Raw genomic sequence first — 25,448 nt, 5'->3', positions numbered from 1 at the left:
GCGCCCCCTCTTGCCGGGGCCGTCTCAACAGCAGTAGACATCCCCCGCCGCTGAGATTGGGGCAGACGTTTCGGCACTTGCCGCCGTAACATTACCTCCAACGGTTATCGCGAACATGATCGCGGTAACCAGGGCGGACAGGGCAATGCGCATACGCATGGGGGTTCTCCCTCGCCTATGTAGTTGCTCGGACTTCATCTTCTCAGGGAGCGACGGCTGTGACCACATCTGACCTGGTCGGACTCCGTATTAAGACGGTTCGGCGACAACGCGGCCTGTCACAGGCCCAGCTGGCGCATCCCGAGTTGTCGGACAGTTACGTCTCGTTGATCGAGAGTGGCAAGCGTACCCCGACCCCGGCGGTCTTGGAGCTGTTGGCCCAGAAACTGGACTGCTCGCTCTCCTATCTGATCAACGGCGTGACCGCAGAGCAGATGGAGGACATCGAGCTCGCCCTCGGTTACGCACGGCTGGCGCTCGAGAACGGAGAGGTGAGCGAGGCCCGCAACCGCTTCGCCGAGCTCCTGGCCAACGCCAACCTGACGGGGCTCACCGCGCTCCGCCAGGAGACCGAGTTCGGCCTGGCCCTCGCCACCGAGGCCGGCGGCGATCTCGCGGAGGCGACCGCCATCCTGCTGCAGCTCCGGGAGGAGCAGCTGCCCGTCGAGCGCAGCATCGAGCTCGCCATGGTGCTCTGCCGGGTCTACCGCGAGAGCCAGCGGCTGTCCGAGGCCGTCGAGGTGGGTGAACAGATGCTGACCAGCAACGCCCGCCTGTCCTGGTCGGACTCGCTCGTCGAGCTGGCCGCCACCCTGCTGGCCGCCTATGTGGAGCGCGGCGACCTCCTGCGCGCCCGCCAGTTCGCGGCCGAGCTGCTCAACGCGGCCGACGTGCTCGGCACGCCCCGCTCGATCGTGGCCGCCAACTGGAACGCCTCCGCCGTCGCCTACGCCACCGGCCACGTCGAGGAGGCGTTGTCGTTCGCCGAGCGCGCGCTGGCGGTGCAGCTGGAGAACGGCCATCCGCGCAATGTCGCCAGGATGCGCCTGGCGTACCTGCGCAGGCGGCTCAAGGCCCGGCCCGCCGAGGCCGAGTCCGTCCGCGACGCGCTGCGCGCGGCGGTCGCCGAGTTCGAGCAGACCTCGACGAGCACGATCGACCGCGGTTACCTCAATGTGGATCTGGCCCTCGCCGAATTCCTGACCGGCGACTACGACCAGGCCGTCAAGCACGCCACGCTCGGCAGAGACCTGCTCCCCGAGTTCGGGCACGCGCTGGGTGCCGAGGCCAACCTGCTGCTCGGCAAGGTCTACAACGCCGTCGGCCGCGCGGACGAGGCAGCCGCCTACGTGGCGTCCGTGCGCGAGTGGCTGACGCCGCTGCCCGACGCCCGCCGCTCGGCCGCCACCTGGTACGCCACCGCCGAGAGCATGGAGGAGCTGGGCGACGCCGACGGCACGGTGGAGGCATACCAGCGGGCGCTGGCCTGCGTGGGGTTGTAGCACCACGGTCCGGACCGGGCAGTGGCGTCGGTAGCCTTGAGGATGCCATGAAGACATCCCCGCTCGCGGCACTCACCGCGATACTCGCCGCCCTGCTCGTGCTCGGCGCCGGCGGTCCGGCGCTGGCGCATGACGCGCTCAAGAGCAGCAACCCGGCCAAGGGGGCCGCAGTCGAGGCCCTGGACGAGGTCGAGCTCGAGTTCACCGCCAAGGTCCGCATGCCGTTCGTCATTGTGCGCGGGCCTGGCGACACCCCGCGGCAGGCCGGCGAGCCCCAGCTGGACGGCAAGGTCGTGACGCAGGCGGTGAAGGGGCCACTGCCGGACGGGAAATACACGATCGCCTATCGGGTCGTGTCGTCCGATGGGCATCCGATCGAGGGGGAGATCCCGTTCACGGTCAAGGGCGCCAAGCCGTCTGCGAGCCCCGAGCCATCCGGCGACACGTCCCCCAGCGCGGCGCCGTCCGGGACCGGTGAGGCGACGCTGTCCGCGACGTCCGCGGCGACCGGGGGCGCCCCTTCCGCGCCCGCGGCGCAGTCGTCGCCGGCGGCCGACCAGGCGTCGGCCACGCAGGACGCCACCTTCCCCGTCTGGCTGATCGTCGTGATCGGCGGGCTCGTCGGCATCGGCATCGGCTTCCTCCTCAGCGCACGGAGAAGAAAGCCATGAGCAGGGCGGCGCGTCTCGCGCTCGCGGGAGCGGCGGCCGCGGTCGTCGCACTGGCGATCGGCATGATCGCCGGAGGCAGGGCGTTCCCCAGGATCATCCCCGGGCTGCCCGACGCCGGCGCGGTCGTCCGGTGGGGGCTGCCGCTGTCCAAGCTGCTCATGGATCTGTTCGGCCTGCTCACCGTCGGGCTGCTGCTGATGGCCGCCATGCTGCTGCCGGGCGACAAGGGCATGCTCGGCAAGCCCGCGCTCCAGTATGTCAAGGCCGCCTCCTGGGCGGCGCTGGCCTGGGCCGGGGCGGCGTTCCTCGGCGTGGTGTTCGGCGTCGCCGACTCCCTGGGCCGGACAGTGCCCCAGATCCTCGACGGCGCCTATCTCAGCAGCTACGCCACCCAGACCACGCAGGGCGTGGCGCTGACGCTCGTCGTGCTGTTCGGCGTGGCGATCGCGCTGTTCTCCCGGGGCGCGATCACCGCGGGCGCCGCGGCGGGGCTGCTGGCGTTCGCGCTGGTCACGTTGCTGCCGGTGCCGCTCACCGGGCACTCATCTTCCTCGCCCAACCACGACCTGGCCACCTCGGCGGTGGCGCTGCACCTGCTGGCGCTCGCCCTCTGGGTGGGCGGCCTGGTCGTGCTGGCCGCCCACGCCCTGCGCCGGCAGCCCCAGTTGGAGGTGGCAGCCGCACGGTTCTCCAGGATGGCCCTGTGGTGCTACGTCGGCGTGGGGCTGTCGGGGGTGTTCAGCCTGGTCGCGCGGCTGGGCGCGGTGTCGGACCTGTGGACCTCCGAATACGGCGTGCTCGCCGTAGCCAAGATCGTCGCGTTCGTGCTGCTCGGCTACGTGGGCTACTGGCACAGGGGGCGCACGCTGGCCCAGCTCGAGTCCGGCAAGCCCCGGGCGTTCACCCGGTTGGCCGGCGGCGAGACGCTGCTCATGCTCGCCACCGTCGGGCTGGCCGTCGCGCTGTCGCGCACCCCGCCGCCCGAGTTCGTCGCCCCCGCTGACCGGGCCTTCGACCTGCTCGGTTTTCCCCTCCCGCCGGAGATCACGCTCGGAAACGTGTTCACCCTGTGGTGGTTCGACCTGTTCTTCGCCGTGGTCGCCGCCGTGCTCGCCGGTCTCTACGGGCTCGGCGTACGCAGGCTCGCGCGGCGCGGCGACCGCTGGCCGCCGGGACGCACGGTCTCCTGGTTCGCCGGCGTGGCGCTGCTGGTGTTCGCCACGCAGAGCGGGCTGGCCAGATACGCCCAGGTCATGTTCGACATCCACATGGTCGAGCACATGACCCTCTCCATGATCGTGCCGATCTTCCTCGTCCTCGGCGCGCCCGTCACGCTGGCCCTGCGCGCGCTCAAGCCGGCCGCCAGGAAAGGCGACCGAGGGCCACGGGAATGGATCACGACGATCCTGCACAGCCGGTTCACCAAGGTCGTCACGCATCCCGTCGTCGCCACGTCCATCTTCATCGCCTCGACGTACGCGCTCTACTTCACGCCGCTGTTCGAGTCCGCCATGACCGAACACCTCGGGCACATCTGGATGACCCTGCACTTCCTGATCAGCGGGTGCCTGTTCTTCTGGGTGATCGTCGGAGTGGACCCCGGGCCCAACCGGCTCCCGTACGTCGGGCGGCTGCTCATGCTCTTCGTCACCATGCCGTTCCACGCGTTCTTCGGCATCGCGCTGATGATGACGGGCACGGTGATCGCCTCCGGCTGGTACGAGCAACTCGGCCGCACCTGGGGGAACACCCTGCTGCAGACCCAGCAGGACGGGGGCGCCATCGCGTGGGGGTTCGGCGAGATCCCGACGCTGATCGTGCTGCTGGCCATCGCCGTGCAGTGGTACAAAGACGATTCCCGGCAGGCGCGGCGCGCCGACCGCAGGGCCGACCGGGCGGGCGCCGGAGATCCAGAACTCGACTCCTATAACGCCTATCTCGCCCGTCTCAACCGTGCTGACAAGGGCGAGTAGCCGTTCGGCCATGCCCTTCTATCCTCCAACTACAAGTCTCAGGATGGCCAGGTAGCCTTTCTTCCAGGGCAGACGGGCATAACCTCGTCAGCTAGCGAGCGCAGGCCTTGAGGGGGGATTGCGCACCGCCAGCAACAGCGCGCCGGAGTGGGGACCGGCGCCGGCCCGGGGTGCCGAGGAAGGCGAGAACCATTGTCGGAAGAGACACGCATGCGCGGGGGGCAGAGCCTGGCCGAGGCGCTCGAGAGCTACCTCGCCGAATGGTCGGGGCGCACCGGGATCGCCGTTGAGACCTGGGCGCTGCCGGCCACCGACGTTCCATCCCGCGTTTTCAGCAGCGTCATGACCACCATCCGCGAAGCCCTGGACAACGTGGAGCAGCACAGCAGGGCCAGGACCGTGTCCATCGCCGTGACGGTAGGCAAGAGCGGACTGCGGATGACCGTCAGCGACAACGGCCAAGGATTCCCCGCGACGGGGACGGGGCGGGGGATCGCGCGGATGCGGGCGGCGTTCGCCGAGGTCGGAGGGACCTTGTCGGTCAACAGCGTGCTCGGGGAGGGCACCACGATCACCGGAGTGGTGCCCACACAACGTCACTGAGAGTGCCTGCTCCTGCCACGGCGGGGGTGACTACGGGAGAGTGAGGATTTCGCTGCCCGATTCCGTGACCACGATCGTGTGCTCGAACTGGGCCGTGCGCTTGCGGTCCTTCGTCACCGCGGTCCACTTGTCCGGCCAGATGTCGTACTCGATCGTCCCCAGCGTGAGCATCGGCTCGATCGTGAACGTCATGCCGGGCACCAGCTCCACCCGCAGCGTCGGGTCGTCGTAGTGGGGCACCATCAGGCCGGAGTGGAAGCTCGTGCCGATGCCGTGGCCGGTGAAGTCGCGGACGACGCCGTAGCCGAAGCGCTTGGCGTACGCCTCGATGACCCGGCCTACCACGTTGAGCTGCCGGCCGGGGGCGACCGCCTTGATGGCGCGCATCGTCGCCTCGCGGGTGCGCTCGACCAGCAGCCGCGACTCCTCGTCCACCTCGCCGACCAGGAACGTCGCGTCCGTGTCGCCGTGCACGCCGCCGATGTAGGCGGTGATGTCGACGTTGACGATGTCGCCGTCACGCAGCTCGGTGTCGTCGGGGATGCCGTGACAGATCACCTCGTTGATCGAGGTGCACAGGGACTTGGGGTAGCCCTTGTAGCCCAGCGTGCTGGGATAGGCGCCGTGGTCGAGGAGGAACTCGTGTCCGATCCTGTCGAGTTCGTCGGTGGTGACGCCCGGCTGGACGTGCTTGCCCACCTCCTCGAGCGCCCGGGCGGCGATCCTGCCCGCCACGCGCATGCGCTCGATGATCTCAGGGGTCTTCACGTCGGACTCGCCGATCTTGGGGCGCTTCTTGCCGACGTACTCCGGCCGCACGATGTGGGCGGGGACCTTCCGCACGGGCGAAACTCGCCCGGGCTGGAGCAATGTCGTCATGAACCATGAGTGTACGGGGCAGAATTGACCACGTGAGCGATGGCCAATGGTGGTTCTGCCTCAAGCACATGCGGGTCGAGCCCGACCAGGGTTGCCCCAACAAGGACCGGATGGGTCCCTACTCCTCCGAGCAGGAGGCGGCCGGGGCACTGCAACGTGCCGCCGAGCGCAACAAGGCATGGGACGAGGCCGACCAGGACGACGATTAGGGCACGATGGCGTACGCCCGGACGGGGAACGTCCCCATGCCGACGATCATCGGTGGCGCGGCGTGGAAGCGGAAGCCCTCGCCGGGCAGCTCCGCCAGGCCCGTCAGGTGCTCCACCAGCGGGATCCCCGCCTGTAGCAAGATCGTGTGGGCGGGGCGCTCGCCGTGCGGAGGGGTGTCGTCGATGTTGAGCGAGTCGATGCCGACCAGCGCCGCGCCCTGTTCGGCCAGCCACTTGGCCGACTCCGGCGCCAGGTAGGGGTGGCCCTGGGCGTAGGCGTCGGTGCCGAAGTGGCGGTCCCAGTCGGTGTGGATCAGCACGGCCTTGCCGCGTACGTTCAGGCCCTGGTCCAGGACCACCTCCCGCGGTCCCTGCGCGCGTACGACGAGTCCCGGGAGGTCGGCGAGCTTGGTCAGCGGCACCTGGGACAGGTCGGGGCCGTCGGCGTAGCGGTGGTAGGGCGTGTCCAGGTAGGTGCCGGTGTTGGCGGCCAGGGTGATCATGCCGATGTGGAACTCCGTACCCGGCGCGTACACCCCGCGGGAGTCCTCCCTGGTGAGGTGCGCGCCGAGCGTCGGGGCGGGAATGCCGGGATATGTCACCATGCCATCAAAGATGCGGTGACTGAGCTCGACGATCATTGCGCCACTCCTACTCGTACGCGCGCGAGCTTGACCAGGGCCACCACGCCGATCGCGGCCCACACGAGGTTGAGGCCGGCCGACGGCCAGGCGGCGCTGTAGGCGCTGTTGACCATGAGGCCGACGGCGCCGAAGAGGTTGAGCAGCTGGTACGCCACTCCGTCCCCGGAGATGCGGGACGACGAGACGAGAGCGTAGCCGATGAGCAGTACGGCCGCGCCTGCCCAGCCGATGGCGGCGAGGAGGAGATCCATGTCCGCCATTGTCCGGATTCTTGGCGCTAAAGCACAAATAAAGATTGCTAAAGGTGGACGTAAGCTGACCTGCATGGACATTGATCCTCGGCGACTTCGCGTCCTGCACGAGGTCGCCCGCCGCGGCGGCGTGATGCGGGCCGCCGAGGCGCTCCACCTGACGCCCTCCGCGGTGTCCCAGCAACTCGCGCAGCTCGAGCGGGAGGTGGGGCTGGCGCTCATCGACCGCTCCCAGCGCAGCGTCTCGCTCACCCCGGCCGGGCGGGTGCTGGCCGGGTACGCGGAACGGGTGGAGGAGGAGCTGCTGGAGGCCAGGCGGGAGCTCACCCGGTTCACCGAGCGCCTGGCCGGGCCCGTGCGCATCGCCGCGTTCCCCACGGTGATCAAGCATGTGCTGGTGCCCGCCATGCGAGAGCTCGCCGTACGCCATCCCAAGATCACGCCGAGCATCCACGAGATCTATGGCCAGCCCGCGCTGCAGGAGCTGCGGATGGGCGTGGTGGACGTGCTGATCACCGAGCAGGACATGGGCGCGCCCGCGTTGTCGCAGCCGTCGCTGAGCACGCGGCTGCTCTACGTGGACGAGTACCGCATCGTGTTGCCGCCCGACTGGCCCGAACCGCCGCGTGCCTTCGCCGACCTGACGGAGGTGCCGTGGGTGGCCGGGGAGCCGAACCAGGCGACCGGGCAGGCGCTGGAGCGGCTGGCGGGGCTGCACGGGTTCGAGCCGCGCAGGGTGCACGTCATCACGGAGTTCGGGCCGACGCTGTCGCTGGTGGCGGCCGGGCACGGGGTGGCGATCGTGCCGGCCCTGGCCCTCCTGGACGTGCCAGAAGGCGAGGTACGGGTGAGCGAGTTGCGGGACGTGGGCGCGCGGCGGCTGGACGCCGTGACCCGGGTCAGCCGTACGAGATCGGGGGAGCCGGACCCGGTGCAGGCCGTGGTGATAGGCGCGATCGAGGAGGCCACGGCGGCACTGGAGACGCCGCTCAGCGGCCGCCTGCGCACCCCCGAGCCGCTCGACTCGTAGCCGTCCGAGCCGGTCGGCGCCTGGCGGCGTAGCGGGGCTGAGGCTCAGTCGGCCAGTTGGGGGCCGCTGACCTTTTCCAGGAGGCGGGCCAGGCGGGCGCGGAGGCCGAGCCGCTGCTCCACCTCCCCGGCCGCCGCGCTCACCAGGTGCTGCGCGCCGTCGAACGTCACCAGCCCATCCCGTGGCACCGCGATCGCATCGTGCGCCAGACCGGCCAGCTCCGAGTCGCCGCTCTCGATCGCCAGGATGGTCGCGCCCGTGTGGCGGGCGTCGTTCACCCGCTCCAGCAGCGGCACCGGCGCCTGCTGCTCCGACAGCACGAACAACGTCTCACCCCGCGCCGCCCGCTCCAGCCGGTCGAGGCCGACGCGCAGATGGGCGGGCGCGTCGGCGGGCGGCGCCCAGCGCACCAGAGTGGGCGTCAGCTGCGGCAGGCCGGCGAACCGGGCCTCGTCGCCGAGGTGCGCGGTCAGGTGCCACGGCTCGTCGTCCGGGGTGCCCACCAGCAGCAGGCCGCCGGGGGAGCGGGTGGCGCGCAAGGCATTGCCCAGCTCGCGGGCGCGTTCGAGCCAGCCGGTCTGGGCCAGGAGCTCGCGGAGGAGGGCTACCGATCCTGAGTCCATGGGTTCCATGGTGCCTGACGGCTCCGCCCGGGGGAGTTGTTTCGCAAGTGATGTATTTACACAAGCTGTGTCTTCTCGTCATTTCGGGCCTTGACATGGAGTTACCCTCGGGTAACGATCGGCTCGCGGCGCCGCCGTCCCAAGTCGGTGATCCTCAGGGAGAGAGGGGCGGCACATGAACTTACGTGTCCGCGTCAGCGTGTCCGTGATCCTGTTATTGATCATGTCCCTCATTACGACCCCGGCCCGCGCCGCGACGCCGGGAACCGTGGTCTCCGCACAACCCACCACCGTCTACCTCCTGCCAGGCAAGCTGCTCGAAGTGCCGGTCAACGCCTGGCACATCCTCTACAACTCCTCCTCCGCCCTGGGCGCGCTCAACGCGGTGTCCGGCACGCTGCTCGTGCCCAAGAGCGGCTACCCGCTCGGCGCGCGCCCGATCATCGGGTACGCCACCGGCACGCACGGCCTCGGCGACCAGTGCGCCCCGTCCGTCAGCATGAGCGAGGGCAGGGAGGCCGAGCTCGCGCTGGTCAGCCTGTTCCTGCTCAAGGGGTTCGCCGTGGTCGTGACCGACTACGAAGGCCTCGGGACGCCGGGGCAGCACACGTACATGGCCGGGATCTCGCAGGGGCACGCCGTGCTCGACGCGATCAGGGCCGCCATGCGCGTGCCGGCCGCCGGATTGTCGACCCGGGCTCCGGTCGCCGTCATGGGCTACTCCCAGGGCGGCGCGTCGGCCGGGTGGGCCGCTCAACTGCAGCCGACGTACGCGCCCGACCTCAGGCTCAGGGGCGTGGCCGCGGGCGGCGTGCCCGCCGACCTGCGCGCCGTCGCGAACCACCTGGACGGCGGCGAGAACTTCGGGCTGGCCGCGGCCGCCGGGGTCGGGCTCGACGCCGCCTACCCCGAGCTCGACCTCGAAGCCGATCTCAACGACCGGGGCCGGGCGCTGCTCGCCGACGCCGCCGACGACTGTGTGGGGGACCTCGGCAGGCTCGCCGGGCTCCGCTTCTCCGACCTGAGCCCGATCGACCTGCTCAACCAGCCCAAGTGGCTGGCGCGGCTGGCCGAGAACCGGCTCGGGGCGGTGGCGCCGCGGGTGCCGATGTTCCTCTACCACGGCAGGGGTGACGAGATCATCCCGCTCGCGGTGGGGTCCACGTTGCGGTCGGAGTACTGCCGGGCCGGGGTGAACGTACGGTGGACGGCGCTGCCCGCGCCTGATCACGTCACGGGGGCCATTGAGGGTGGGCCGCTCGCCATCGAGTGGCTGACGCTGCGGATACTCGGGCTGCCGGCGTTCGGCAACTGCTAGCGGCCTGCGATCGCACAGCCGGGCCCGTCCTGGGCCCGGCTGTCGCTTGCCGGTGTTGCCGGTGTTGAGTGGCCGATCATCTTGCTGGCGACGGGCCGGCGCCGCACGGCGCAGGCCGGGCGCTGGAAGGCGGCGGGCGGTGGCGGAGGGTGTGGGCGGCGATGGGGTGGGAGCGGGGTGCTGGCATGATGCGGCTTATGACTGACGTGAACGGGCTTTCCATCGGCATCCTCGGCGGCACCGGTGACCAGGGGAAGGGGCTGGCGCGGCGGTTCGCGCTGGCGGGCCATCAGGTGCTGATCGGGTCGCGCAGCGCGCAGCGCGCCCAGGACGCGGCCGAGTCCATCGGGGCGGGCGCCACGGGCGGTGAGAACGGCGCCGTGGCCTCCCAGGCCGACATCGTGATCGTGGCGGTGCCGTACGAGGGACACAAGTCGTTGCTGGAGTCCCTTCGTGCTGAGCTGGCCGGGAAGATCGTGGTGGACTGCGTGAACCCGCTCGGGTTCGACAAGCAGGGCGCGTACGCGCTGCCGATCGAGGAGGGCAGCGCCGCCCAGCAGGCCGCGGCCGTGCTGCCGGACAGCCGGGTGGTGGCGGCCTTCCACCACGTGTCGGCCGTCGTGCTGATGGATCCGGCGGTGGACAAGGTGGACCTGGACATCCTGGTGCTGGGCGACGACCGGGAGGCGACCGACACGGTGCAGGCGCTGGCGGACGTCATTCCGGGCGTGCGCGGCGTGTACGGCGGCCGGCTGCGCAACGCCCACCAGATCGAGGCGCTCACGGCCAACATCATCTCCGTCAACCGCCGCTACAAGGCCCACGCGGGCCTGCGCATCACGGACATCTGACAGATCACAGCCAGCCGGCGTCCTCGGCGATCCGGATGGCGTCGATCTTGTTGCGGGCGCCCGTCTTGGTGATCGCCCCGGTCAGGTAGTTGCGTACCGTGCCGGGGGACAGGTGGAGGCGGGCGGCGATCTCCTCGGCGGACGCGCCCCTGGCGGCCTCCCTGAGCACCGTGGACTCCCGGGGTGTGAGCGGGCTCTCGCCGTATTCCATGGCCGCCGACACCAGCTCGGCGTCCAGCACCCGCAGCCCCGCGGCGGTACGCCGGACCGCGTCCGCCAGCCGGTCGCCCGGGGCGTCCTTGACGAGGAAGGCCTCGATGCCGGCGGCCAGCGCCCTGCGTACCTGGCCGGGCTGGCCGAGGGCCGTGAGCACCAGGATCCGGCAGGCAGGGAGGCGCCCCCGGAGCGTGGCGGCGGCGGTGATGCCGTCCACGACCGGCAGGTCGATGTCCACGATCGCCACGTCGGGCCGGGTCTCCAGGGCGGCGGGCACGATCTCGTCGCCGCGGGTGACCGCCGCCACGACCTCGATGTCCGGCTCGAGGCGGAGGAGGGCGGTGAGGGCGGACCGGATCATGTGCATGTCCTCGGCGAGCAGCACTCTGATCATGCTGCGGTCTCCCCGGCGCTCCGTGATCATGCCGGAACCTCCATGGCCAGCAGGAAGCCGCCCGCGCCGGTCGCGGCGGCGGTGCAGGCGCCGCCTGCCTGCGCGGCGCGTTCCGCCAGGCCCGTGAGCCCGCCGCCGGGCGGGTCGGTCTCCGGCGGGGCGCCGTCGTTGGCCACCTCCAGCCGCACCGCCCGGCCGCTCATCGAAGTCGTGATCGTGCAGGTGGTGGCCCTGCTGTGGCGCAGGACGTTGGTGACCGCCTCCCGTACCGCCCAGGCCAGCGCCTCCTCCGAGCGCCGCGGCAGCACGAGGTCGGCCAGATGCGCCTGGCAGCCGACCCCCGACGACTCCAGCAGCGCCGCCGCCCGGTCCACCTCGCCCGCCAGCGACATGGCCCGATACCCCCTGGCGACCCGGCGTACGTCCTGGGCCGCCTCCCTGGCCACCCGCACCACCTCGGCCACTTCGGCACGCGCCGACGGCGGGTCGCGGTCCATGAGCCGGGAGGCCAGGTCGCCCTTGAGCGCGATCGCGGTGAGGCTGTGGCCGAGGCCGTCGTGCAGGTCGCGGGAGATACGCTGGCGTTCCTTGAGCACGGCGGCGTCGGCCAGCGCGGCCCTGGCCTGCTCCAGCTCTGCGGTGACGCGGACGAAGCGGACCAGCGCGTACGTCATGGCGCCCGTCGTGGGCACGGTGACCACGTAGAAGGCAACGACCACGGGGACCGGGACGACCATCGACAGCGCGGCGCCCTCGTACAGCATCATCACCCCGACCAGCGCCGCGCCCCAGCGCAGCGGCAGGAACACCAGCAGGGTCCCGGCCAGCAGCGGCGCGGCCACCGCGGACCAGCCGCCCGGCAGCAGGAAGTCGGGCAGGTAGGTGACCACCGCCTGCAGCACGAGCGTGAGCGGGAAGCGCCGCGGGCGCTCGCCCCGCAGACCCGCCCGCATGTTGAGCTGGTGTGTGGCGACGACGGCGGCGATGAGAAGGCCGGCCGCCGCGCCGTAAAGGGGGCTGTACAGGAAGTACAGCAGCGCGATCACGGTGTAGGCGACGGAGACGGCCGCGATGAGGCCGCCGGCGAGCCGCCTGGCCGAGGTCGAGAGCACAGTCGATTATGACCGGCGCGGTTCCCAGCGGAACCACAGTCTGATCGCGGCCAGCCCGGCGACCGCCCAGGCCGCGAGGACTACGACGGGGCCTGCCAGGTCCCCGGTCTTGACCGCGTTCACGACGGCCGTGGTGGGCAGCAGCTCCAGCACGGGTTCCAGCCAGGACGGCAGCGGGATGGGGCCCATCGCGCCCGCCGCGACCCCGGACACCAGGAAGACCGGCATGGTGTACGCGGCAGCCAGCTCCGCCCGCGGGATCGCGGCCGTGTACGCGGCCCCGAGCAGCGACGACACGGCCGAGCCCGCGGCGGTGACGGCCGCGAACGCCAGAGGGTCGGCAGGCAGCGGGACGTCGGCGACCAGGCGCACGGCCACCGTGCAGATCACGATCATGGCCATGGTCTGCGTGGCCGTGGAGGCGATCTGCCCGGCCAGGATCTGCGTGTCGGTCAGCTCGCTCGCCCGCAGCCGCTTGAGCACGAGCTGGTCGCGGCGGTTGGCCAGCGCGACGGCGATGTTCATGAACGCGGTGATCGACAGCAGGACGGCGAGCGTGCCCTGGAAGATCGTGGTGGCGGCGGGCACGCCGGCGGTCGTCACGTGCCGCATGAGCAGCGGCATCCCGACCGCGAGCCCCACAGGTGTCACCACCGAGGCGAACAGCATGGCCTTGTCGCGCCAGAACAGGCGCGTGCCGAGACGGTAGGTGGCGGCCAGGCTCATCGCGTCCTCCCCGGCAGGTCGAGGAACAGGTCTTCGAGCGTGGCGGTGCGGACCTCCAGGCCCGCCAGCCGCAGCCCGCGTCCGGCCGCCCAGGTCAGCAGCGTCTGTGCGGCCAGGTCGGGGTCCTCGGCGCGGCAGACCGCGTGTCCGGCTTCCACAGTGGCCGGCAGCGGCAGGTCGCCGGGGTCCACGCCCGCGGGCAGCAGGAACGCGACCCGCCCGGTGCGGCCCGCGAGCGTCTCGGCCATCCCGCCCGAGGCGACGATCACGCCCTCGTCCATGATCGCCATGGCGGAGGCCAGGCGCTGGGCCTCCTCCAGGTAGTGCGTGGTGAGCAGGATCGTGGTGCCCTGCGCGGCCAGGTCGAGGACGACGTCCCAGGTGGCCCTGCGGGCCTCCGGGTCCATGCCGGTGGTCGGCTCGTCGAGGAACAGCACGTCGGGCCGGCCGAGCAGGGCGAGTGCCAGGTCGAGCCGGCGTTTCTCGCCGCCGGACAGCTGCCGCACCTTGGTGCCCGCCCGGCCGGTCAGCCCCGCCAGATCGAGCGCCTCGTCGCGCGGGCGGGGGGCGGCGGTGAAGTCCCGCCAGGTGTCGACGGTCTGCGCGACCGTCAGGTCGGGGAAGAAGCCGGCCTCCTGCAGCATGATGCCGGTGCGTTGCCGGAGCGCCGCCCGGCCGGCGTACGGGTCGAGCCCGAGCACCCGGACGCTGCCGCCGTCGGCCCGCTGGAAGCCGGCCAGCACCTCGACCGTCGTGGTCTTGCCCGCGCCGTTCCTGCCGAGCAGCGCGAAGATCTCCCCCTCGGCCACCTCGAACGAGATGCCCTTTACCGCCTCGAAGCCCTGGTGGCTCTTCCTGAGCCCGGCAACCTGGATCGCTGTCATGCCTCCGACTATTTCGGGACACGACCTGCGGGCGGCAGTGAAGAATTCACGACTTCCGCGACAGCTTCAGCAGCGCGTCCGTGACGGCTTCAGGGTCGACGATCTGGTGCAGGTGCATGCCGGGGACGCGGGTCACTGGCCAGCCGCGCCGGTGCGCCTCCTCGGCGACCTCGTCGTACGGGGGCCCGTACCACAGGCACGAGCACCGCACCTCGTCCCACCCGGCGGGCACTGGGATGGCCTGCGTGTAGTAGTCGAGCGGCAGCCGCGGCTGCTCTCCCGCCACCCGCACGCGTACGGCGGGATCGGGCAGCATGGCCACGACGTCCTCCTCGTCCCACCAGTCGGTCCAGCGCGGCAGCACCCCGTCGGGTCCGGCCAGGTCGTGCAGGAACGGCAGGAAATTCTCCTCCGCGACCTTGATCAGCCCGTCGCGGGGCGGGATGTGCGCGTCGGCGAACACGCACGCCACCACGCGCTCGCCCAGCCCTTCCTTGATCAGCGGCAGGAAGAATCCGGCGTTGCTGTGCCCCACCAGCACGACGGGAGTGTCGGGGGTGGCGTTCCTGACGGCGGCCACCACCCGCGGCCAGTAAGGCGGCCCGCCCACGGAAATGCCGGTCAGTTCGGGCACCACGGCGGCGTGCCCGCGGCGCGCCAGCGACTCCGCCACCGGAGCCCACGTCGACGGCCCGACGGAGGGACTGTGCACTAGTACGAAGGTCGTCTCCACACCCCCACACTTTCAGACGATCAGGGTGTGGCGGGAGGCCGTGCGCCCCGCACCGTCGAAGACCGCCCAGGCCGCGGCCAGGTTGTTCACCGCTCGCGAAAGCTCCTCGGCCGGGAAAAGGAAGTGCAGCCGCATGTGGTCGGCATGCCCGCCCAGCGGGTCGAACGACCTGCCCGGCGGCACCGCCACCCCGTGCCGCAGCGCCACTTGGGAGAAGGCGTCGACGTCGCCGCGCGGAATCCGTACCCAGATCGTCTGGCCGCCGCGGGCCGGCTCGAACGACCACGACGGCAGGCTCGCGCGCAGCTCGGCGCACAGGTGGTCGTGGCGGTCGCGGAGCGCGCGCACGCGGGCCGCGCGTACCTCGTCCAGGCGGCGCAGCAGCGCCGCGGCGGCGAGCTGGCTGAAGACCTCGCCCCCGAGGTCGTGCACGGCCCGGAGCCTGGCCAGCCGGGAGATCAGCGGCGCCGCCGCACGGATCCAGCCCACCCGCAGCCCGCCCCAGACGAGCTTGCTCAGCGAGCCGATCGTGATGACGTGCTCGCCCTGTCCGGTTCTGGACCCGTACGCGGCCAGCGGCGGCGGCGTCTCGCCGGAGAAGCACAGCTCGGCGCAGACCTCGTCGTCGATCAGCGGCACGTCGTGCTCGCCGGCGAGCGCCGCCAGCCGCCTGCGGTCGTGGTTGGCCATGACGGCGCCGTCCGGGTTGCGCGCGGTGGGGACGAAGTAGGCCAGCGCGGGACGTTCGCGCAGGGCGTCGCGTAGCTGCTCCGGCGTCACGGGCTTGACCACCGCGGCGGCGTGCCTGAACACCTCCAGCGAGCCCGGGTACGTCGGCGACTCGGTCAGCACGGTGTCGCCCGGCGCCACCAGCAGCCCGGTGAGCAGCGTGAGCGCCTGCTGAGCGCCTGTCGTCGTGATGATCTCGTCCGGCGTCGTCGGCACGCCGCGGGCGCAGTAGTAGTCCGCCAGCGCGGCGCGCAGCTCCGCGTTGCCCGCGGGCTGGTAGCCCAGGTCGCGTACGCCGGCCAGCCGCGTCCCCGCCTCCTCGTACGCCTCGAAGAGCGCCGCCGGCGGATCATGGGGAGCGGCGCACGTCAGCAGGATCACCCCGTCCGGCGGATGCAGGATGTGCTGCAGCAGCGGATTGGCGACCACGCCGTCGGCCGTCCTGGTCGCGGGCAGGTCGAGCGGGGCCACCCGGGTGCCGCTGCCCTGGCGGCGCACCACGCGCCCCTCCTGCTGCAGCAGGTCGTACGCCGCCACCACGGTGCCCCGGCCCACCGCGAGCCGCTTGGCCAGCACCCGGTCGGGCGGCAGCGCGTCGCCCGGCGGGAGCACGCCGTCGTCGATCAGCGCCCGCAGCCGGACCGCCAGCAGCAGGTAGAGCGGCCCGCGCCCCGACGCCCACCGGCCCAGCAGATCGACGAGGTCATCCAGATTGGCCCCATTCATGAACCAATTCTGCCCGATTGGCTCTGACGTTGAATCCCCGCACGGGAAATCATGGCCACATGACCGATTTCCGCCCCGAGACCAGGGCCGTCCACGTCCCTCAGCCGCCCATCGAGGGCAGCCGCCCGATCACCATGCCGATCTACCAGACCTCCGGGTTCGTCTTCGACGACCCCGCCGTGATGGCCGACGCGATGGGGCGTCCTGACGGGGCGTTCGTGTACGGGCGCTACACCAACCCCACGGTGCGCTCGCTGGAGCTGGCCGTCGCCGGGCTGGAGGGCGGCGCGGCCGCCATCGCCGCGGGCTCCGGCATGGGCGCGATCAACACCGTCCTGCTCGGCCTGCTCAATCCCGGCGACCACCTGATCGCCCAGCGGTCGCTGTACGGGGGCACGGCCGCGATGCTCAACGAGCTGGTGAGCAGGTTCGGGATCGCGGTCACGTACGTGCCCGAGAACGACCCCGCCGCGCTGCGTGCCGCCGTGCGGCCCGAGACCAGGCTCGTCTACCTGGAGACGATCAGCAACCCGATGACGCTGGTTGCCGATCTGCCCGGGATGTGCGGGGTGGCGCGCGAGCTGGGGATCCCGTCCGTGGTCGACAACACCTTCGCCACCGCCATGTTGTGCCGGCCCTTCGAGCACGGGGCGGACATCGTCATCCACTCGACCACCAAATATCTGGCCGGGCACACCGACGTGGTCGGCGGGCTGGCGGTCTTCGCCGACACCGCGCTCTACGAGCGGATCTGGCACTTCGCGATCGAGCTGGGCGCCTCGGCCGACCCGTTCGCGGCCTGGCTGACGCTGCGCGGGCTGCAGACGCTCGCGCTCCGCATGGAACGCCACTGCTCCAACGCCGAACTCCTGGCCACCCGGCTGGCCGAGCACCCCGCCGTCGAGGCGGTGCACTGGCCGGGGCTGGCCTCGCATCCGTCCTACGAGCTGGCCGGCAAGCTGCTGCCCGGCTTCGGCGGGGTGTTCTCGTTCGACCTGGCCGGCGGGCGGGCCGCAGGGGAGAAGTTCATGAGCGCGGTACGCCTCGCGCTGCTCGCCCCCTCGCTCGGCGGTGTCGAGACGCTCATCCTGCACCCGGCCACCACCTCGCACCGCGCGCTGAGCCCGGACGAGCTGGCCAGGAGCGGGATCGGCGAGGGCACGGTGCGGATCGCGGTGGGCATCGAACATCCCGAGGACCTCTGGGCCGACATCTCCCGGGCGCTGTCGTAGCGTCCCGCTGTCTTTAGGGTGAGATTCCATGACTGCCGTTGCGTATGAGGATGTGCTGGCCGCCGCGGGGCGGATCTCCGGGCTCGTGCTGCGCACGCCCGTGCTCGAGAGCTCGCCGGGGTTGTTCCTCAAGCTGGAGCTGCTGCAACATTCAGGGTCGTTCAAGGTGCGCGGGGCGTTCAACCGGATGTTGTCGGCGGGTGCCCTGCCCGACAGCGGGGTGATCGCGGCCAGCGGCGGGAACCACGGGCTGGCGGTGGCGTACGCGGCGAAGACGCTGGGGGTGCGGGCCGAGATCTTCGTGCCCGAGGTGACCAGCCCGGTGAAGGTGGCCGGGCTGGAGGAGCTGGGGGCGCATATCACCCAGACGGGTGCCATCTACTCGGAGGCCGCGGAGGCCGCCGCCAAGAGGGCCGCCGAAACCGGCGCGCTCGGCGTGCACGCCTACGACCAGGCGGAGGTGGTGGCCGGGCAGGGGACCACCGGGCTGGAGATCATGGAGCAGACCGGCGGCGTGGACACCGTGGTGGTGGCCGTCGGAGGCGGCGGGTTCGCCGGGGGGATCACCGTGGGCACGTCGGCACCTTCGGCTGGGGAAGCCGGCGTGGCAGGTCCGCGGATCGTCGCGGTCGAGCCCGAGCGGATCCCGACCCTGCACGCGGCCCTGCGGGTGGGCCGACCAGTGGCGGTCGAGGTGGGTGGGGTGGCGGCCGACGCCCTGGGCGCCACCCAAATCGGGGGCCTGGCCTTCGAGATCCTCTTGGCGCCGCGGGTGGAGAGCGTGCTGGTGAGCGACGAGGCGATCGTGGCGGCTCGCCGGACGTTGTGGGAGCGGCACCGGCTGGTGGCCGAGCACGCGGGCGCGGCGGCGTACGCGGCGCTGCTGTCGGGCGCGTACACGCCGGGGCAGGGAGAGCGGGTGGCGGTGGTCGTCTGCGGCTCCAACACCGACCCCGCCACCCTCGGCAACTCCTGATCACGTCCTCCCGCCCCGCCGGGCCGGATCCGCCCCCTCCTGCGCGGGGCCGGGGGACAGGTCAGGTGTAGGTGTGTTCCGGTGCCGGGAAGGCGCCGGAGGCGACCTCGTCGGCGAAGGCACGGACAGCGCGGTCCATGTCGGCGGCCAGGTCCGCGTATCGCTTGACGAACTTGGCCGGGCGCGGCGTCAGCCCCATCAGGTCCTGCCACACCAGGACCTGTGCGTCCGTCGCCGCCCCCGCCCCGATGCCGATCGTCGGGATCGCGAGCGACGTTGTCACCCGCTCAGCCAGGTCGGCCGGCACGCACTCCAGCACCACGGAGAACGCCCCGGCCCGCTCCAGGTCCTTGGCGTCCGCCATGAGCTCGTCGCCAGATTGCCCCCGCCCCTGCACGCGGTAGCCGCCCAGGACGTTGACCGACTGCGGGGTCAGCCCGAGATGCGCCATGACCGGTACGCCCGCCGCGACGAGCGCCTCCACCTGCGGCAGGATTCGGCGGCCGCCCTCCAGCTTGACCGCGTGCGCTCCTGCCTCCTTCATGAAGCGTGCCGCCGACTCCAGTGCCTGCTGCGGCGAGGACTGGTACGACCCGAACGGCAGGTCCGCGACCACGAGCGCGCGCGACGACCCCCGCACGACGGCCGCCGTCAACGGCAGCAGGTCGTCGACCGTGACGGGCAGCGTGGAGTCGTACCCGTACACGACCATGGCCGCCGAGTCGCCCACCAGCAGGACCGGGATGCCCGCCGCGTCGAAGACCCTCGCCGTCATCGCGTCGTAGGCGGTGACCATGGGCCACCGCTCTCCGCGCTCCTTGGCGGCGGTGACGTCGCGGACGGTGACGCGGCGCCCGGAGACGCCGCCGTACAGCGTGGTTGAAGAGGACATACGAAACCCTCCGGAAAACGTCTCGAGGCGCCCCTGTGGCGTCCCCGGACTCCTTCTGATGATGGCACGCGCGGAAAACCTGTGGCGAAACTGTCGGTGCCTGTTGCCACAATCAACGCGGAGGTAATCAACGACATGGCTCTCGACCCTTACCGACGCCTGCTCAAGATCCGGGGCGTCCCCACGTTGCTTCTGGTGGGGCTGCTGGCCCGGGTTCCATCCACGGCCACGGGCATGGCGCTGACCCTGCACGTGGCGGTGGTGCTCGAGCTCGGCTACGCCAAGGCGGGGCTGATCACCCTGGCGAGCACGATCGGCATGGCGGTGGGCTCGCCGTTGTCGGGAAGGCTCGTCGACAAGCACGGCCTGCGTCCCGTGCTAGCCGTCACCACCCTCGCGCAGGCGGCCTTCTGGGCGTGCGCCTGGGCGCTGCCGTTCCCCGTCCTGCTCGTGGCGGCGGCGCTGGCGGGACTGCTGGCACTGCCGGTGTTCAGCGTGATCAGGCAGTGCCTGGCCGCCATGGTGCCCGTTCCGCAGCGGCGCACCGGCTTCGCGCTCGACTCGATCCTGGTCGAAGTGTCGTACATGACGGGGCCGGCACTGGCCGTGTTCGGCATCACCACGCTGGGCAGCGGCGTGACCATGGCCGTGGTCGGGGTCGGCATCACCGCCGCCGGACTGGGGCTGATCGTGCTCAACCCGCCCACCCGATCGGCCGACGAGGAAGCCGGCCGGGTGGAACAGGGGAGCGGCAGGCTGCCCAGGCGCCAGTGGTTCACACCGGCGTTCGCGGCGCTGCTCGGCACGGTCGCGGCGGCCACGTTCGTGCTCACCGCGAGCGAGCTGGCCCTGGTCGCGACCATGACGCAGGCCCATCAGACGGCGTGGGTAGGCCTCGCCGTGGCCGTCTGGTGCCTCTACTCGCTGATCGGCGGCCTGGTCTACGGCGGCCTGTCGCGCGGCTTCACGCCGCTCACGCTCATCGGGGGCATGGGCCTGCTCACCATCCCAGTGGGCCTGGCCGGCGGCGACTGGCGCTGGCTGATCGTCGCCCTCCTCCCGGCCGGGTTGCTCTGCGCGCCGTCGCTGTCGTCCACTGTCGACGCCGTCAGCGGATGGGTGCCCGCGTGGGCCAGAGGCGAGGCGATGGGATTCCATGGCACCGCGCTGCTGATCGGCGGCGCCGCTTCGGCTCCGATCGCGGGGGCCATCATCGACGGAGCCGGCCCGGCTTGGGCGTTCACTGTGGCGGGGCTGGTGGGGGTGGCCATGGTGCTGGCCGCCCTGCCGTTCTGGCGCCGCCGTCCGCGGGGGGCTTCCTCGGCACCGGTCGAGGAGGCGGCGGACGTCACGCTGGAGACACCGGCTCCGGCTCCTTCCACGGTGAGCTGACTCACGCACGCTGGTCGCGGCACCGGGCTACAGGGGCGTCGGTGCCGCACAGGGTGCGGACGCCGAGGCGGCCGGTCGGGTGGGCGGGCGAAACGGAGGCGACGCCCGGAGTTTCCACCGAGTTTACGAAACGACACCGTTGCGTATCGGAATATCTTGCGATACGGTGTCGTTGCGAAACTCAGACGTATCGAAATTAAGGATGCCTCCCAATGGACTCGAACACAGGACATCCACGCCGATGGGCGATCCTCGGCGTGCTGGTGTTCAGCTTGCTGGCGGTCGTACTCGACAACACGATCCTCAACGTGGCGATGAAGACGATCGCCGACCCGGTTGAAGGGCTCGGCGCGACGCAGAGCGAGCTGGAATGGGCGATCAACTCCTACACGCTCGTGTTCGCCGGATTGTTGTTCACGTTCGGTGTGATCGGTGACCGAACAGGACGCAAGCGGATGTTGTTCATCGGCATGGCGCTGTTCGGCCTGGCCTCGCTCGCCAGCGCCTATTCGCAGGATCCCCTGCAGTTGATCCTGGCCAGGGCGGCGATGGGCATCGGTGGTGCGGCGATCATGCCGGCGACCCTGGCCATCATCTCCAATGTCTTCCCGGCCAGCGAGCGCGGCAGGGCGATCGGCATCTGGGCCAGCGGCGTGGGGCTCGCGGTGGCGATCGGCCCGATCACGGGCGGTCTGCTGATCGAGAACTTCTGGTGGGGCTCGGTCTTCCTGATCAACGTGCCGATCGTGATCATCGGGTTGTTCCTCATCGCCAACATCGTGCCCGAGTCGATGGACCCGAAGCCGTCCAAGCTCGACCCGGTCGGCGTGGTGCTGTCGATCATCGGCCTCGTGGCCCTCGTGTTCGGCATCATCCGTGGCGGCTTCCTGGGCACCGTGGCCAGCGCCGAGGTGATCGCGCCCACGCTGATCGGCGTGGCAGTCCTGGGCCTGTTCGTGTGGTGGGAGCGGCGCATCGACCACCCGGTCTTCGACGTGCGCAACTTCTCCAACGTCAAGTTCAGCTCGGCCATCGCGATGATGGGCATCGTGTTCTTCGCGATGATGGGCGGGATGTTCTTCCTGACCTTCTACCTGCAGGCCGTGATGGGCTTCACCCCGCTGCAGGCGGGTGCGCTGATGATCCCCTTCGCCGCCGCGCAGCTCATCTTCGCGCCGCTCAGCCAGCGGGTGAACGAACGGTTCGGGGCCAAGCTGTCGGCCACCGTCAGCATGATCGTGGTGACGGGGGCGCTGGCCAGCTACGCGCTCATGGACCAGAACACGCCGATCCTGCTGATCGAGATCATCTTCTTCGTCCAGGGCGCCGCGATGGCCAACATCATGCCGCCCGCCACCACCGCCATCATGGAGTCGCTCCCCAGGGAGAAGGCCGGCGTCGGCTCGGCCATGAGCAACACCGTCCGCCAGGTGGCCGGCGCGCTCGGCGTGGCCGTGCTCGGCTCGGTGCTGTCGTCCAGCTACCGCGGCGAGATGGCGCCCGCGCTGGCCGCGCTGCCCGCCGACGTGCGGCACTCCGCCGGTGAGTCCATTATGGCCACGCTGGGGGTGGCCGAGGGAATGGGTGAGCGGGGCCAGGCGCTGATCCAGCCCGCGTTCACCGCCTTCGTGGACGGCATGCATGTCACGGCCCTGGTGTCGGCGGCGATCGCACTGCTCGGCGTCGTGGTCGTGGCCAGGTGGATGCCGGGCAAGCCGCGCCCCGTGCAGCAGGCGGAGGCATTGAAGGAACCAGCCGCTGTTTGAGATCATCCCCGTCTGATCGGGGCGGGGATTCCAGCCCGTCTCACGCCAAGAGGAGGACAGGTGGAACCGGTGGCAAGATCGAGAGGCCGACGTGCCGCGCCGTTCCACGTGCCCTCCCTTGACCGGGGAACGGTGAAGGCACGCTGTGGATGTACGGTGAGACCGCGATGACGATCCAGGAAACAGGGGCCGCCCGTCCGGCCGGGCGCCCGCGAAGCGAGAAGGCCGAGAAGGCGATCATTGACGCCACGCTCGATTTGATCAGCGAGGGCATGGGCATCTCCGACCTGTCCATCGAGGCGATCGCGTCGAAGGCCGGGGTCGGCAAGACGACGATCTACCGGCGCTGGTCCAACAAGGAGGACCTGGTCGTCGACGCGCTCTCCACGCTCAAGGCGCCGGTGCCGCCACTCGCCGGCACGTCGGTGCGGGAGGATCTGATCAGCCTGCTCGACGCGATGCGCCAGGAGCACGGCAACAAGCGCGGCCGGTGCGTGATGAACATCGCGATGAGCGAGGCCGATCGTTATCCCCAGTTGCTGGAGCGCTTCGTCAAGCGCGCCGTCGAACCGCGCAGGGAGGCAATGCGCAGCGTGATCGAGCGCGGCGTCGCCTCCGGGGAGCTCAGGGCCGATCTGGACGTCGACATGGGCATGGCCGTCCTGTCCGGGGCCATGTTGTGGCACACCAAGTGGGGTCCGGCCGGGGATCTTCCTCTTGATCTGGCCGAACGCGTGGTGGATGCGGCCTTGGCGGGCATGGCCCCGTAAACCGCGCCTGGGCCTGGGCAGAACATGAGCATCGTTCTAGTCTCGCGGTCATGGGTCCCATGCGGAGGATCGCGTCGGTCGTCGCGCTCGCGTCAGGTCTGCTGTTGTCCGCCGGTGTCGCCTTCGCGCATGAGGAGCGGGAGGTGAGCTTCCCCGACGGCGCGGGCACGGTGCCGCGGCTGCGGATGGGGGAGCCGGATGTGCTGGTCTGCAAAGCCGACAAGACCGACTTCGAGCGGCGAATCGCGAAATTTCCGGCGGCGCTCCAGGAGCGCAACCGCGACCTTTTCGCCAAATGTCAGGAAGACGGGGTAAGGCACCTCCAGGAGGCCGTTGATCGGGTCGATCGCCCCGGAATGACCATCGCCATCCTCCCCGGCCTCTACCGCGAGGAGCCCAGCCACGCCACGCCCACCGGCGACTGCGCCCGGCTCCCCGCCCGCTGGGCGCACCACGGGGGATACCAGATCCTCAGCTTCGAACAGCAGCGTCGATGCCCGCACAACCAGAACCTCGTCGCCGTCCTCGGCAAGGAGGACCTGCAGATCGAAGGCACCGGCGCGGACCCGCTGGACGTCGTCATCGACGCCGAATATCGCAAGCTGAACGCCATCCGCGCCGACCGCGCCGACGGCGTCTACTTCAAGAACTTCACCGCGCAGCGCACCACGTTCAACTCCCTCTACGTGCTCGAAACCGACGGTTTCGTCATCGACCAGGTCCTCACCCGGTGGAACGACGAGTACGGCTTCCTCACCTTCGCCAGCGACCACGGCCTCTACACCGACTGCGAGTCATACGGCAACGGCGACGGCGGCCTGTATCCGGGCAGCGCCTCCGACATCAACGACGGCCGCGGCCACGACGTGCCCCGCTATGCCATCGAGATCCGCCGCTGCAAGAGCCACGACAACGCGCTCGGCTACTCCGGCACCGCGGGCGACTCGGTGTGGGTGCACGACAACGAGTTCTACGGCAACATGGTGGGCGCCACGATGGACAGCCTCTGGCCCTCCCACCCCGGCCTGCCGCAGAACCACGCCAGGTTCGAGAACAACAAGATCTACGACAACAACCGCGACTACTACGGATACCTGCGGAACGGCACCTGTGCCAAGCCCTCGGCCCAGCGCGGTTACGAGCAGGGTGTCGTCTGCCCTCAGGTCGGGGTCCCGTCGGGTACGGGGGTCCTGGTCGCGGGCGGCAACTACAACGTTTTCGCGGCCAACCGGATCTGGGGTCACCGGCGGGCGGCGTTCCAGCTGTTCGGCGTGCCCGCGTTCATCAGGGGTGAGGCCGCCCTGGCCAAGCAGGCCGACACCTCCGACTTCAACCGGTACGAGCGCAACGTCTTCGGCGTCACACCGGCGGGGGAGCGGCGGCCGAACGGGCTGGACGTGTGGTGGGACGGGCAGGGCACCGGCAACTGCTGGCAAGGTGACACGGGCACGTCCTCGCCCGCCGTGCTGCCGGTGTGCGCGGACCGGGCGCCCGAGCTGTCGGGCGGTACGAACCGCCTCCTGGCCGAGCCCGTGAAGCTGATCAAGCTGTACATGTGCGCCGACTTCAGCGCCTCGGAGCCCCGCCTGCCCGCCGGGTGCGACTGGTTCGGCGCGTCCGGGCTCGGCAAGGTCGAGGCTCTGCTGGCACTGGGCGGCTCGGTGGTGCTGGGCCTGCTGGCGGGACTCTTCTGGTGGCGTTCCCGCCGGCGGCCGGAGGCGGGCGTACGGTTCGGCGGGGAGGACGACCCGTCGGGGAACGCGGCGGCGGCGCTCATGCGGCGCAGGCACCGGCTGATCGTGGCGGGGACCCTCGCCGGGGCGGCCGGGCTGGTGCTCGACGTGGTGGCGGCAGCAGTGGGGAGTCCACGACAGGCGGGGGTGGCGTTGCTGCTCATGGCGGCGTGGTGGTTGTGCCTGGGGGCGGCGCTGCGGGACAGGCGGCCGGTGTTCGGCTGGTTCACGGTGGTGGTGGGCGTGCTGGCCGTGGCGGATGCCTTCGACCGGCTGGTGCACCTGGTCCCGTTCGTCCCGCTGGGGCCCGGATGGGTTCGCGGGCTGCTCACCGGGATCTGGGCGGTGTGCGCGGTCGTGGTGCTCGCACTCCGGGAGCGCCGCAGCGCGGAAGAGACCCCCGCCGAGGCGGCTCCTTCTCCAACAGGCTAGAGGGAGGTCCTGTGGCGGAACAGCACCGCCGCGACCGGCACGCTCACCACCACCACGCCCGCGAGCCAGACCGCCGCCACCATGCCGGACGACCCCACGGGCTCGCCCAGGAGCAGCGCCCGCAACGTCGCCACGATCGGCCCCGGCCGCCTGGGTCGACTTCACCAGCAGCCCCCAGAGC

At 70.9% G+C, this 25,448-nt stretch carries 26 protein-coding genes; 14 read left to right on the top strand and 12 right to left on the bottom strand.

Features of this window, described 5'->3' with window-relative positions; all coding sequences use genetic code 11:
• The first annotated feature begins 218 nt into the window (after positions 1–218).
• The 4 genes from ACTWPT_RS42490 to ACTWPT_RS42475 all read left to right on the top strand — a co-directional run bounded on the left by ACTWPT_RS42490 (position 219) and on the right by ACTWPT_RS42475 (position 4,749).
• Positions 219–1,502, top strand: a complete 1,284-nt coding sequence (locus ACTWPT_RS42490) for a helix-turn-helix domain-containing protein (protein ID WP_443183210.1) — start codon at positions 219–221, stop codon at positions 1,500–1,502.
• Positions 1,503–1,549: 47 nt separating this feature from the next.
• Complete coding sequence (locus ACTWPT_RS42485; RefSeq protein WP_443183209.1) at positions 1,550–2,173, top strand: copper resistance CopC family protein; 624 nt, start codon at positions 1,550–1,552, stop codon at positions 2,171–2,173.
• Positions 2,170–4,146 carry a cytochrome c oxidase assembly protein gene (locus tag ACTWPT_RS42480; RefSeq protein WP_443183208.1) on the top strand — a complete coding sequence of 659 codons (1,977 nt, stop codon included), beginning with the start codon at positions 2,170–2,172 and terminating at the stop codon, positions 4,144–4,146. The genes ACTWPT_RS42485 and ACTWPT_RS42480 overlap by 4 nt, the downstream gene beginning before the upstream one ends.
• A gap of 210 nt (positions 4,147–4,356) precedes the next feature.
• A complete protein-coding gene (locus ACTWPT_RS42475; RefSeq protein ID WP_443183207.1) occupies positions 4,357–4,749 on the top strand; it encodes a sensor histidine kinase in 393 nt (130 codons plus the stop codon).
• A 30-nt stretch (positions 4,750–4,779) separates the two neighbouring features.
• Here ACTWPT_RS42475 and map read toward each other — a convergent pair whose 3' ends face one another.
• Positions 4,780–5,628 (bottom strand): type I methionyl aminopeptidase, encoded by an 849-nt coding sequence (map, locus tag ACTWPT_RS42470; RefSeq protein ID WP_443183206.1) that lies wholly within the window; start codon positions 5,626–5,628, stop codon positions 4,780–4,782.
• Between the two features lie 5 nt (positions 5,629–5,633).
• Between map and ACTWPT_RS42465 the strand changes: the two genes are divergently transcribed.
• A complete protein-coding gene (locus tag ACTWPT_RS42465) occupies positions 5,634–5,837 on the top strand; it encodes a hypothetical protein (protein ID WP_443183205.1) in 204 nt (67 codons plus the stop codon).
• On the opposite strand, the gene ACTWPT_RS42460 is transcribed toward ACTWPT_RS42465, so the two are convergent.
• Positions 5,834–6,478, bottom strand: coding sequence for a cyclase family protein (locus ACTWPT_RS42460; protein WP_443183204.1), 645 nt, complete (start codon positions 6,476–6,478; stop codon positions 5,834–5,836). The two genes, ACTWPT_RS42465 and ACTWPT_RS42460, sit on opposite strands and share 4 nt — an antisense overlap.
• Positions 6,475–6,732, bottom strand: a complete 258-nt coding sequence (locus ACTWPT_RS42455) for a CBU_0592 family membrane protein (RefSeq protein WP_443183203.1) — start codon at positions 6,730–6,732, stop codon at positions 6,475–6,477. Before ACTWPT_RS42455 ends, ACTWPT_RS42460 begins: the two co-directional genes overlap by 4 nt.
• Before the next feature lie 73 nt (positions 6,733–6,805).
• On the opposite strand from ACTWPT_RS42455, the gene ACTWPT_RS42450 reads away from it, so the two are divergent.
• Positions 6,806–7,762 carry a LysR family transcriptional regulator gene (locus tag ACTWPT_RS42450; protein ID WP_443183202.1) on the top strand — a complete coding sequence of 319 codons (957 nt, stop codon included), beginning with the start codon at positions 6,806–6,808 and terminating at the stop codon, positions 7,760–7,762.
• A 44-nt stretch (positions 7,763–7,806) separates the two neighbouring features.
• On the opposite strand, the gene ACTWPT_RS42445 is transcribed toward ACTWPT_RS42450, so the two are convergent.
• A complete protein-coding gene (locus ACTWPT_RS42445; RefSeq protein WP_443183201.1) occupies positions 7,807–8,385 on the bottom strand; it encodes a hypothetical protein in 579 nt (192 codons plus the stop codon).
• Between the two features lie 175 nt (positions 8,386–8,560).
• Here ACTWPT_RS42445 and ACTWPT_RS42440 point away from each other — a divergent pair, with 175 nt between their 5' ends.
• Positions 8,561–9,703, top strand: a complete 1,143-nt coding sequence (locus tag ACTWPT_RS42440) for a lipase family protein (RefSeq protein ID WP_443183200.1) — start codon at positions 8,561–8,563, stop codon at positions 9,701–9,703.
• Positions 9,704–9,900: 197 nt separating this feature from the next.
• Positions 9,901–10,554 (top strand): NADPH-dependent F420 reductase, encoded by a 654-nt coding sequence (npdG, locus tag ACTWPT_RS42435; RefSeq protein WP_443183199.1) that lies wholly within the window; start codon positions 9,901–9,903, stop codon positions 10,552–10,554.
• 4 nt (positions 10,555–10,558) lie between these two features.
• Here the strand turns inward: npdG and ACTWPT_RS42430 are convergent, their stop codons facing one another.
• The 6 genes from ACTWPT_RS42430 to yczR are packed head-to-tail and all read right to left on the bottom strand — an operon-like array spanning position 10,559 to position 16,074.
• Positions 10,559–11,164: a response regulator transcription factor gene (locus ACTWPT_RS42430; RefSeq protein ID WP_443183235.1), complete on the bottom strand. Its 606-nt coding sequence runs from the start codon at positions 11,162–11,164 to the stop codon at positions 10,559–10,561.
• Positions 11,165–11,190: 26 nt separating this feature from the next.
• Positions 11,191–12,276: a sensor histidine kinase gene (locus ACTWPT_RS42425; RefSeq protein WP_443183198.1), complete on the bottom strand. Its 1,086-nt coding sequence runs from the start codon at positions 12,274–12,276 to the stop codon at positions 11,191–11,193.
• Positions 12,277–12,282: 6 nt separating this feature from the next.
• Positions 12,283–13,002: an ABC transporter permease gene (locus ACTWPT_RS42420; RefSeq protein ID WP_443183197.1), complete on the bottom strand. Its 720-nt coding sequence runs from the start codon at positions 13,000–13,002 to the stop codon at positions 12,283–12,285.
• Positions 12,999–13,886 (bottom strand): ABC transporter ATP-binding protein, encoded by an 888-nt coding sequence (locus tag ACTWPT_RS42415; protein WP_443183196.1) that lies wholly within the window; start codon positions 13,884–13,886, stop codon positions 12,999–13,001. Before ACTWPT_RS42415 ends, ACTWPT_RS42420 begins: the two co-directional genes overlap by 4 nt.
• Positions 13,887–13,932: 46 nt before the next feature.
• Positions 13,933–14,598: an alpha/beta hydrolase gene (locus ACTWPT_RS42410; protein WP_443183195.1), complete on the bottom strand. Its 666-nt coding sequence runs from the start codon at positions 14,596–14,598 to the stop codon at positions 13,933–13,935.
• A gap of 33 nt (positions 14,599–14,631) precedes the next feature.
• Positions 14,632–16,074, bottom strand: a complete 1,443-nt coding sequence (gene yczR, locus ACTWPT_RS42405; protein ID WP_443183194.1) for an aminotransferase class I/II-fold pyridoxal phosphate-dependent enzyme — start codon at positions 16,072–16,074, stop codon at positions 14,632–14,634.
• A 59-nt stretch (positions 16,075–16,133) separates the two neighbouring features.
• On the opposite strand from yczR, the gene ACTWPT_RS42400 reads away from it, so the two are divergent.
• Both ACTWPT_RS42400 and ACTWPT_RS42395 read left to right on the top strand, forming a co-directional pair.
• Positions 16,134–17,306: a trans-sulfuration enzyme family protein gene (locus tag ACTWPT_RS42400; protein WP_443183193.1), complete on the top strand. Its 1,173-nt coding sequence runs from the start codon at positions 16,134–16,136 to the stop codon at positions 17,304–17,306.
• 28 nt (positions 17,307–17,334) lie between these two features.
• Positions 17,335–18,282, top strand: a complete 948-nt coding sequence (locus ACTWPT_RS42395) for a serine/threonine dehydratase (RefSeq protein WP_443183192.1) — start codon at positions 17,335–17,337, stop codon at positions 18,280–18,282.
• Between the two features lie 61 nt (positions 18,283–18,343).
• On the opposite strand, the gene panB is transcribed toward ACTWPT_RS42395, so the two are convergent.
• A complete protein-coding gene (panB, locus tag ACTWPT_RS42390; RefSeq protein ID WP_443183191.1) occupies positions 18,344–19,174 on the bottom strand; it encodes a 3-methyl-2-oxobutanoate hydroxymethyltransferase in 831 nt (276 codons plus the stop codon).
• A gap of 135 nt (positions 19,175–19,309) precedes the next feature.
• Here panB and ACTWPT_RS42385 point away from each other — a divergent pair, with 135 nt between their 5' ends.
• The 4 genes from ACTWPT_RS42385 (at position 19,310) to ACTWPT_RS42370 (ending at position 25,267) form a co-directional block, all read left to right on the top strand.
• Positions 19,310–20,566: an MFS transporter gene (locus ACTWPT_RS42385; RefSeq protein WP_443183190.1), complete on the top strand. Its 1,257-nt coding sequence runs from the start codon at positions 19,310–19,312 to the stop codon at positions 20,564–20,566.
• 212 nt (positions 20,567–20,778) lie between these two features.
• Positions 20,779–22,332, top strand: a complete 1,554-nt coding sequence (locus tag ACTWPT_RS42380; protein ID WP_443183189.1) for an MFS transporter — start codon at positions 20,779–20,781, stop codon at positions 22,330–22,332.
• A gap of 167 nt (positions 22,333–22,499) precedes the next feature.
• Positions 22,500–23,102: a TetR/AcrR family transcriptional regulator gene (locus ACTWPT_RS42375; RefSeq protein ID WP_443183188.1), complete on the top strand. Its 603-nt coding sequence runs from the start codon at positions 22,500–22,502 to the stop codon at positions 23,100–23,102.
• A 50-nt stretch (positions 23,103–23,152) separates the two neighbouring features.
• Positions 23,153–25,267 (top strand): right-handed parallel beta-helix repeat-containing protein, encoded by a 2,115-nt coding sequence (locus tag ACTWPT_RS42370; RefSeq protein WP_443183187.1) that lies wholly within the window; start codon positions 23,153–23,155, stop codon positions 25,265–25,267.
• Here ACTWPT_RS42370 and ACTWPT_RS42365 read toward each other — a convergent pair.
• Complete coding sequence (locus tag ACTWPT_RS42365) at positions 25,264–25,401, bottom strand: hypothetical protein (protein WP_443183238.1); 138 nt, start codon at positions 25,399–25,401, stop codon at positions 25,264–25,266. The genes ACTWPT_RS42370 and ACTWPT_RS42365 overlap by 4 nt on opposite strands.
• Positions 25,402–25,448: the final 47 nt, after the last annotated feature.

The sequence above is a fragment of the Nonomuraea sp. 3N208 genome (genome assembly GCF_052245935.1).
Classification (GTDB): Bacteria; Actinomycetota; Actinomycetes; order Streptosporangiales; family Streptosporangiaceae; genus Nonomuraea.
The sequence above is the reverse complement of the archived record's forward strand: the minus strand, read 5'-3'. Positions and strand labels throughout refer to the sequence as shown.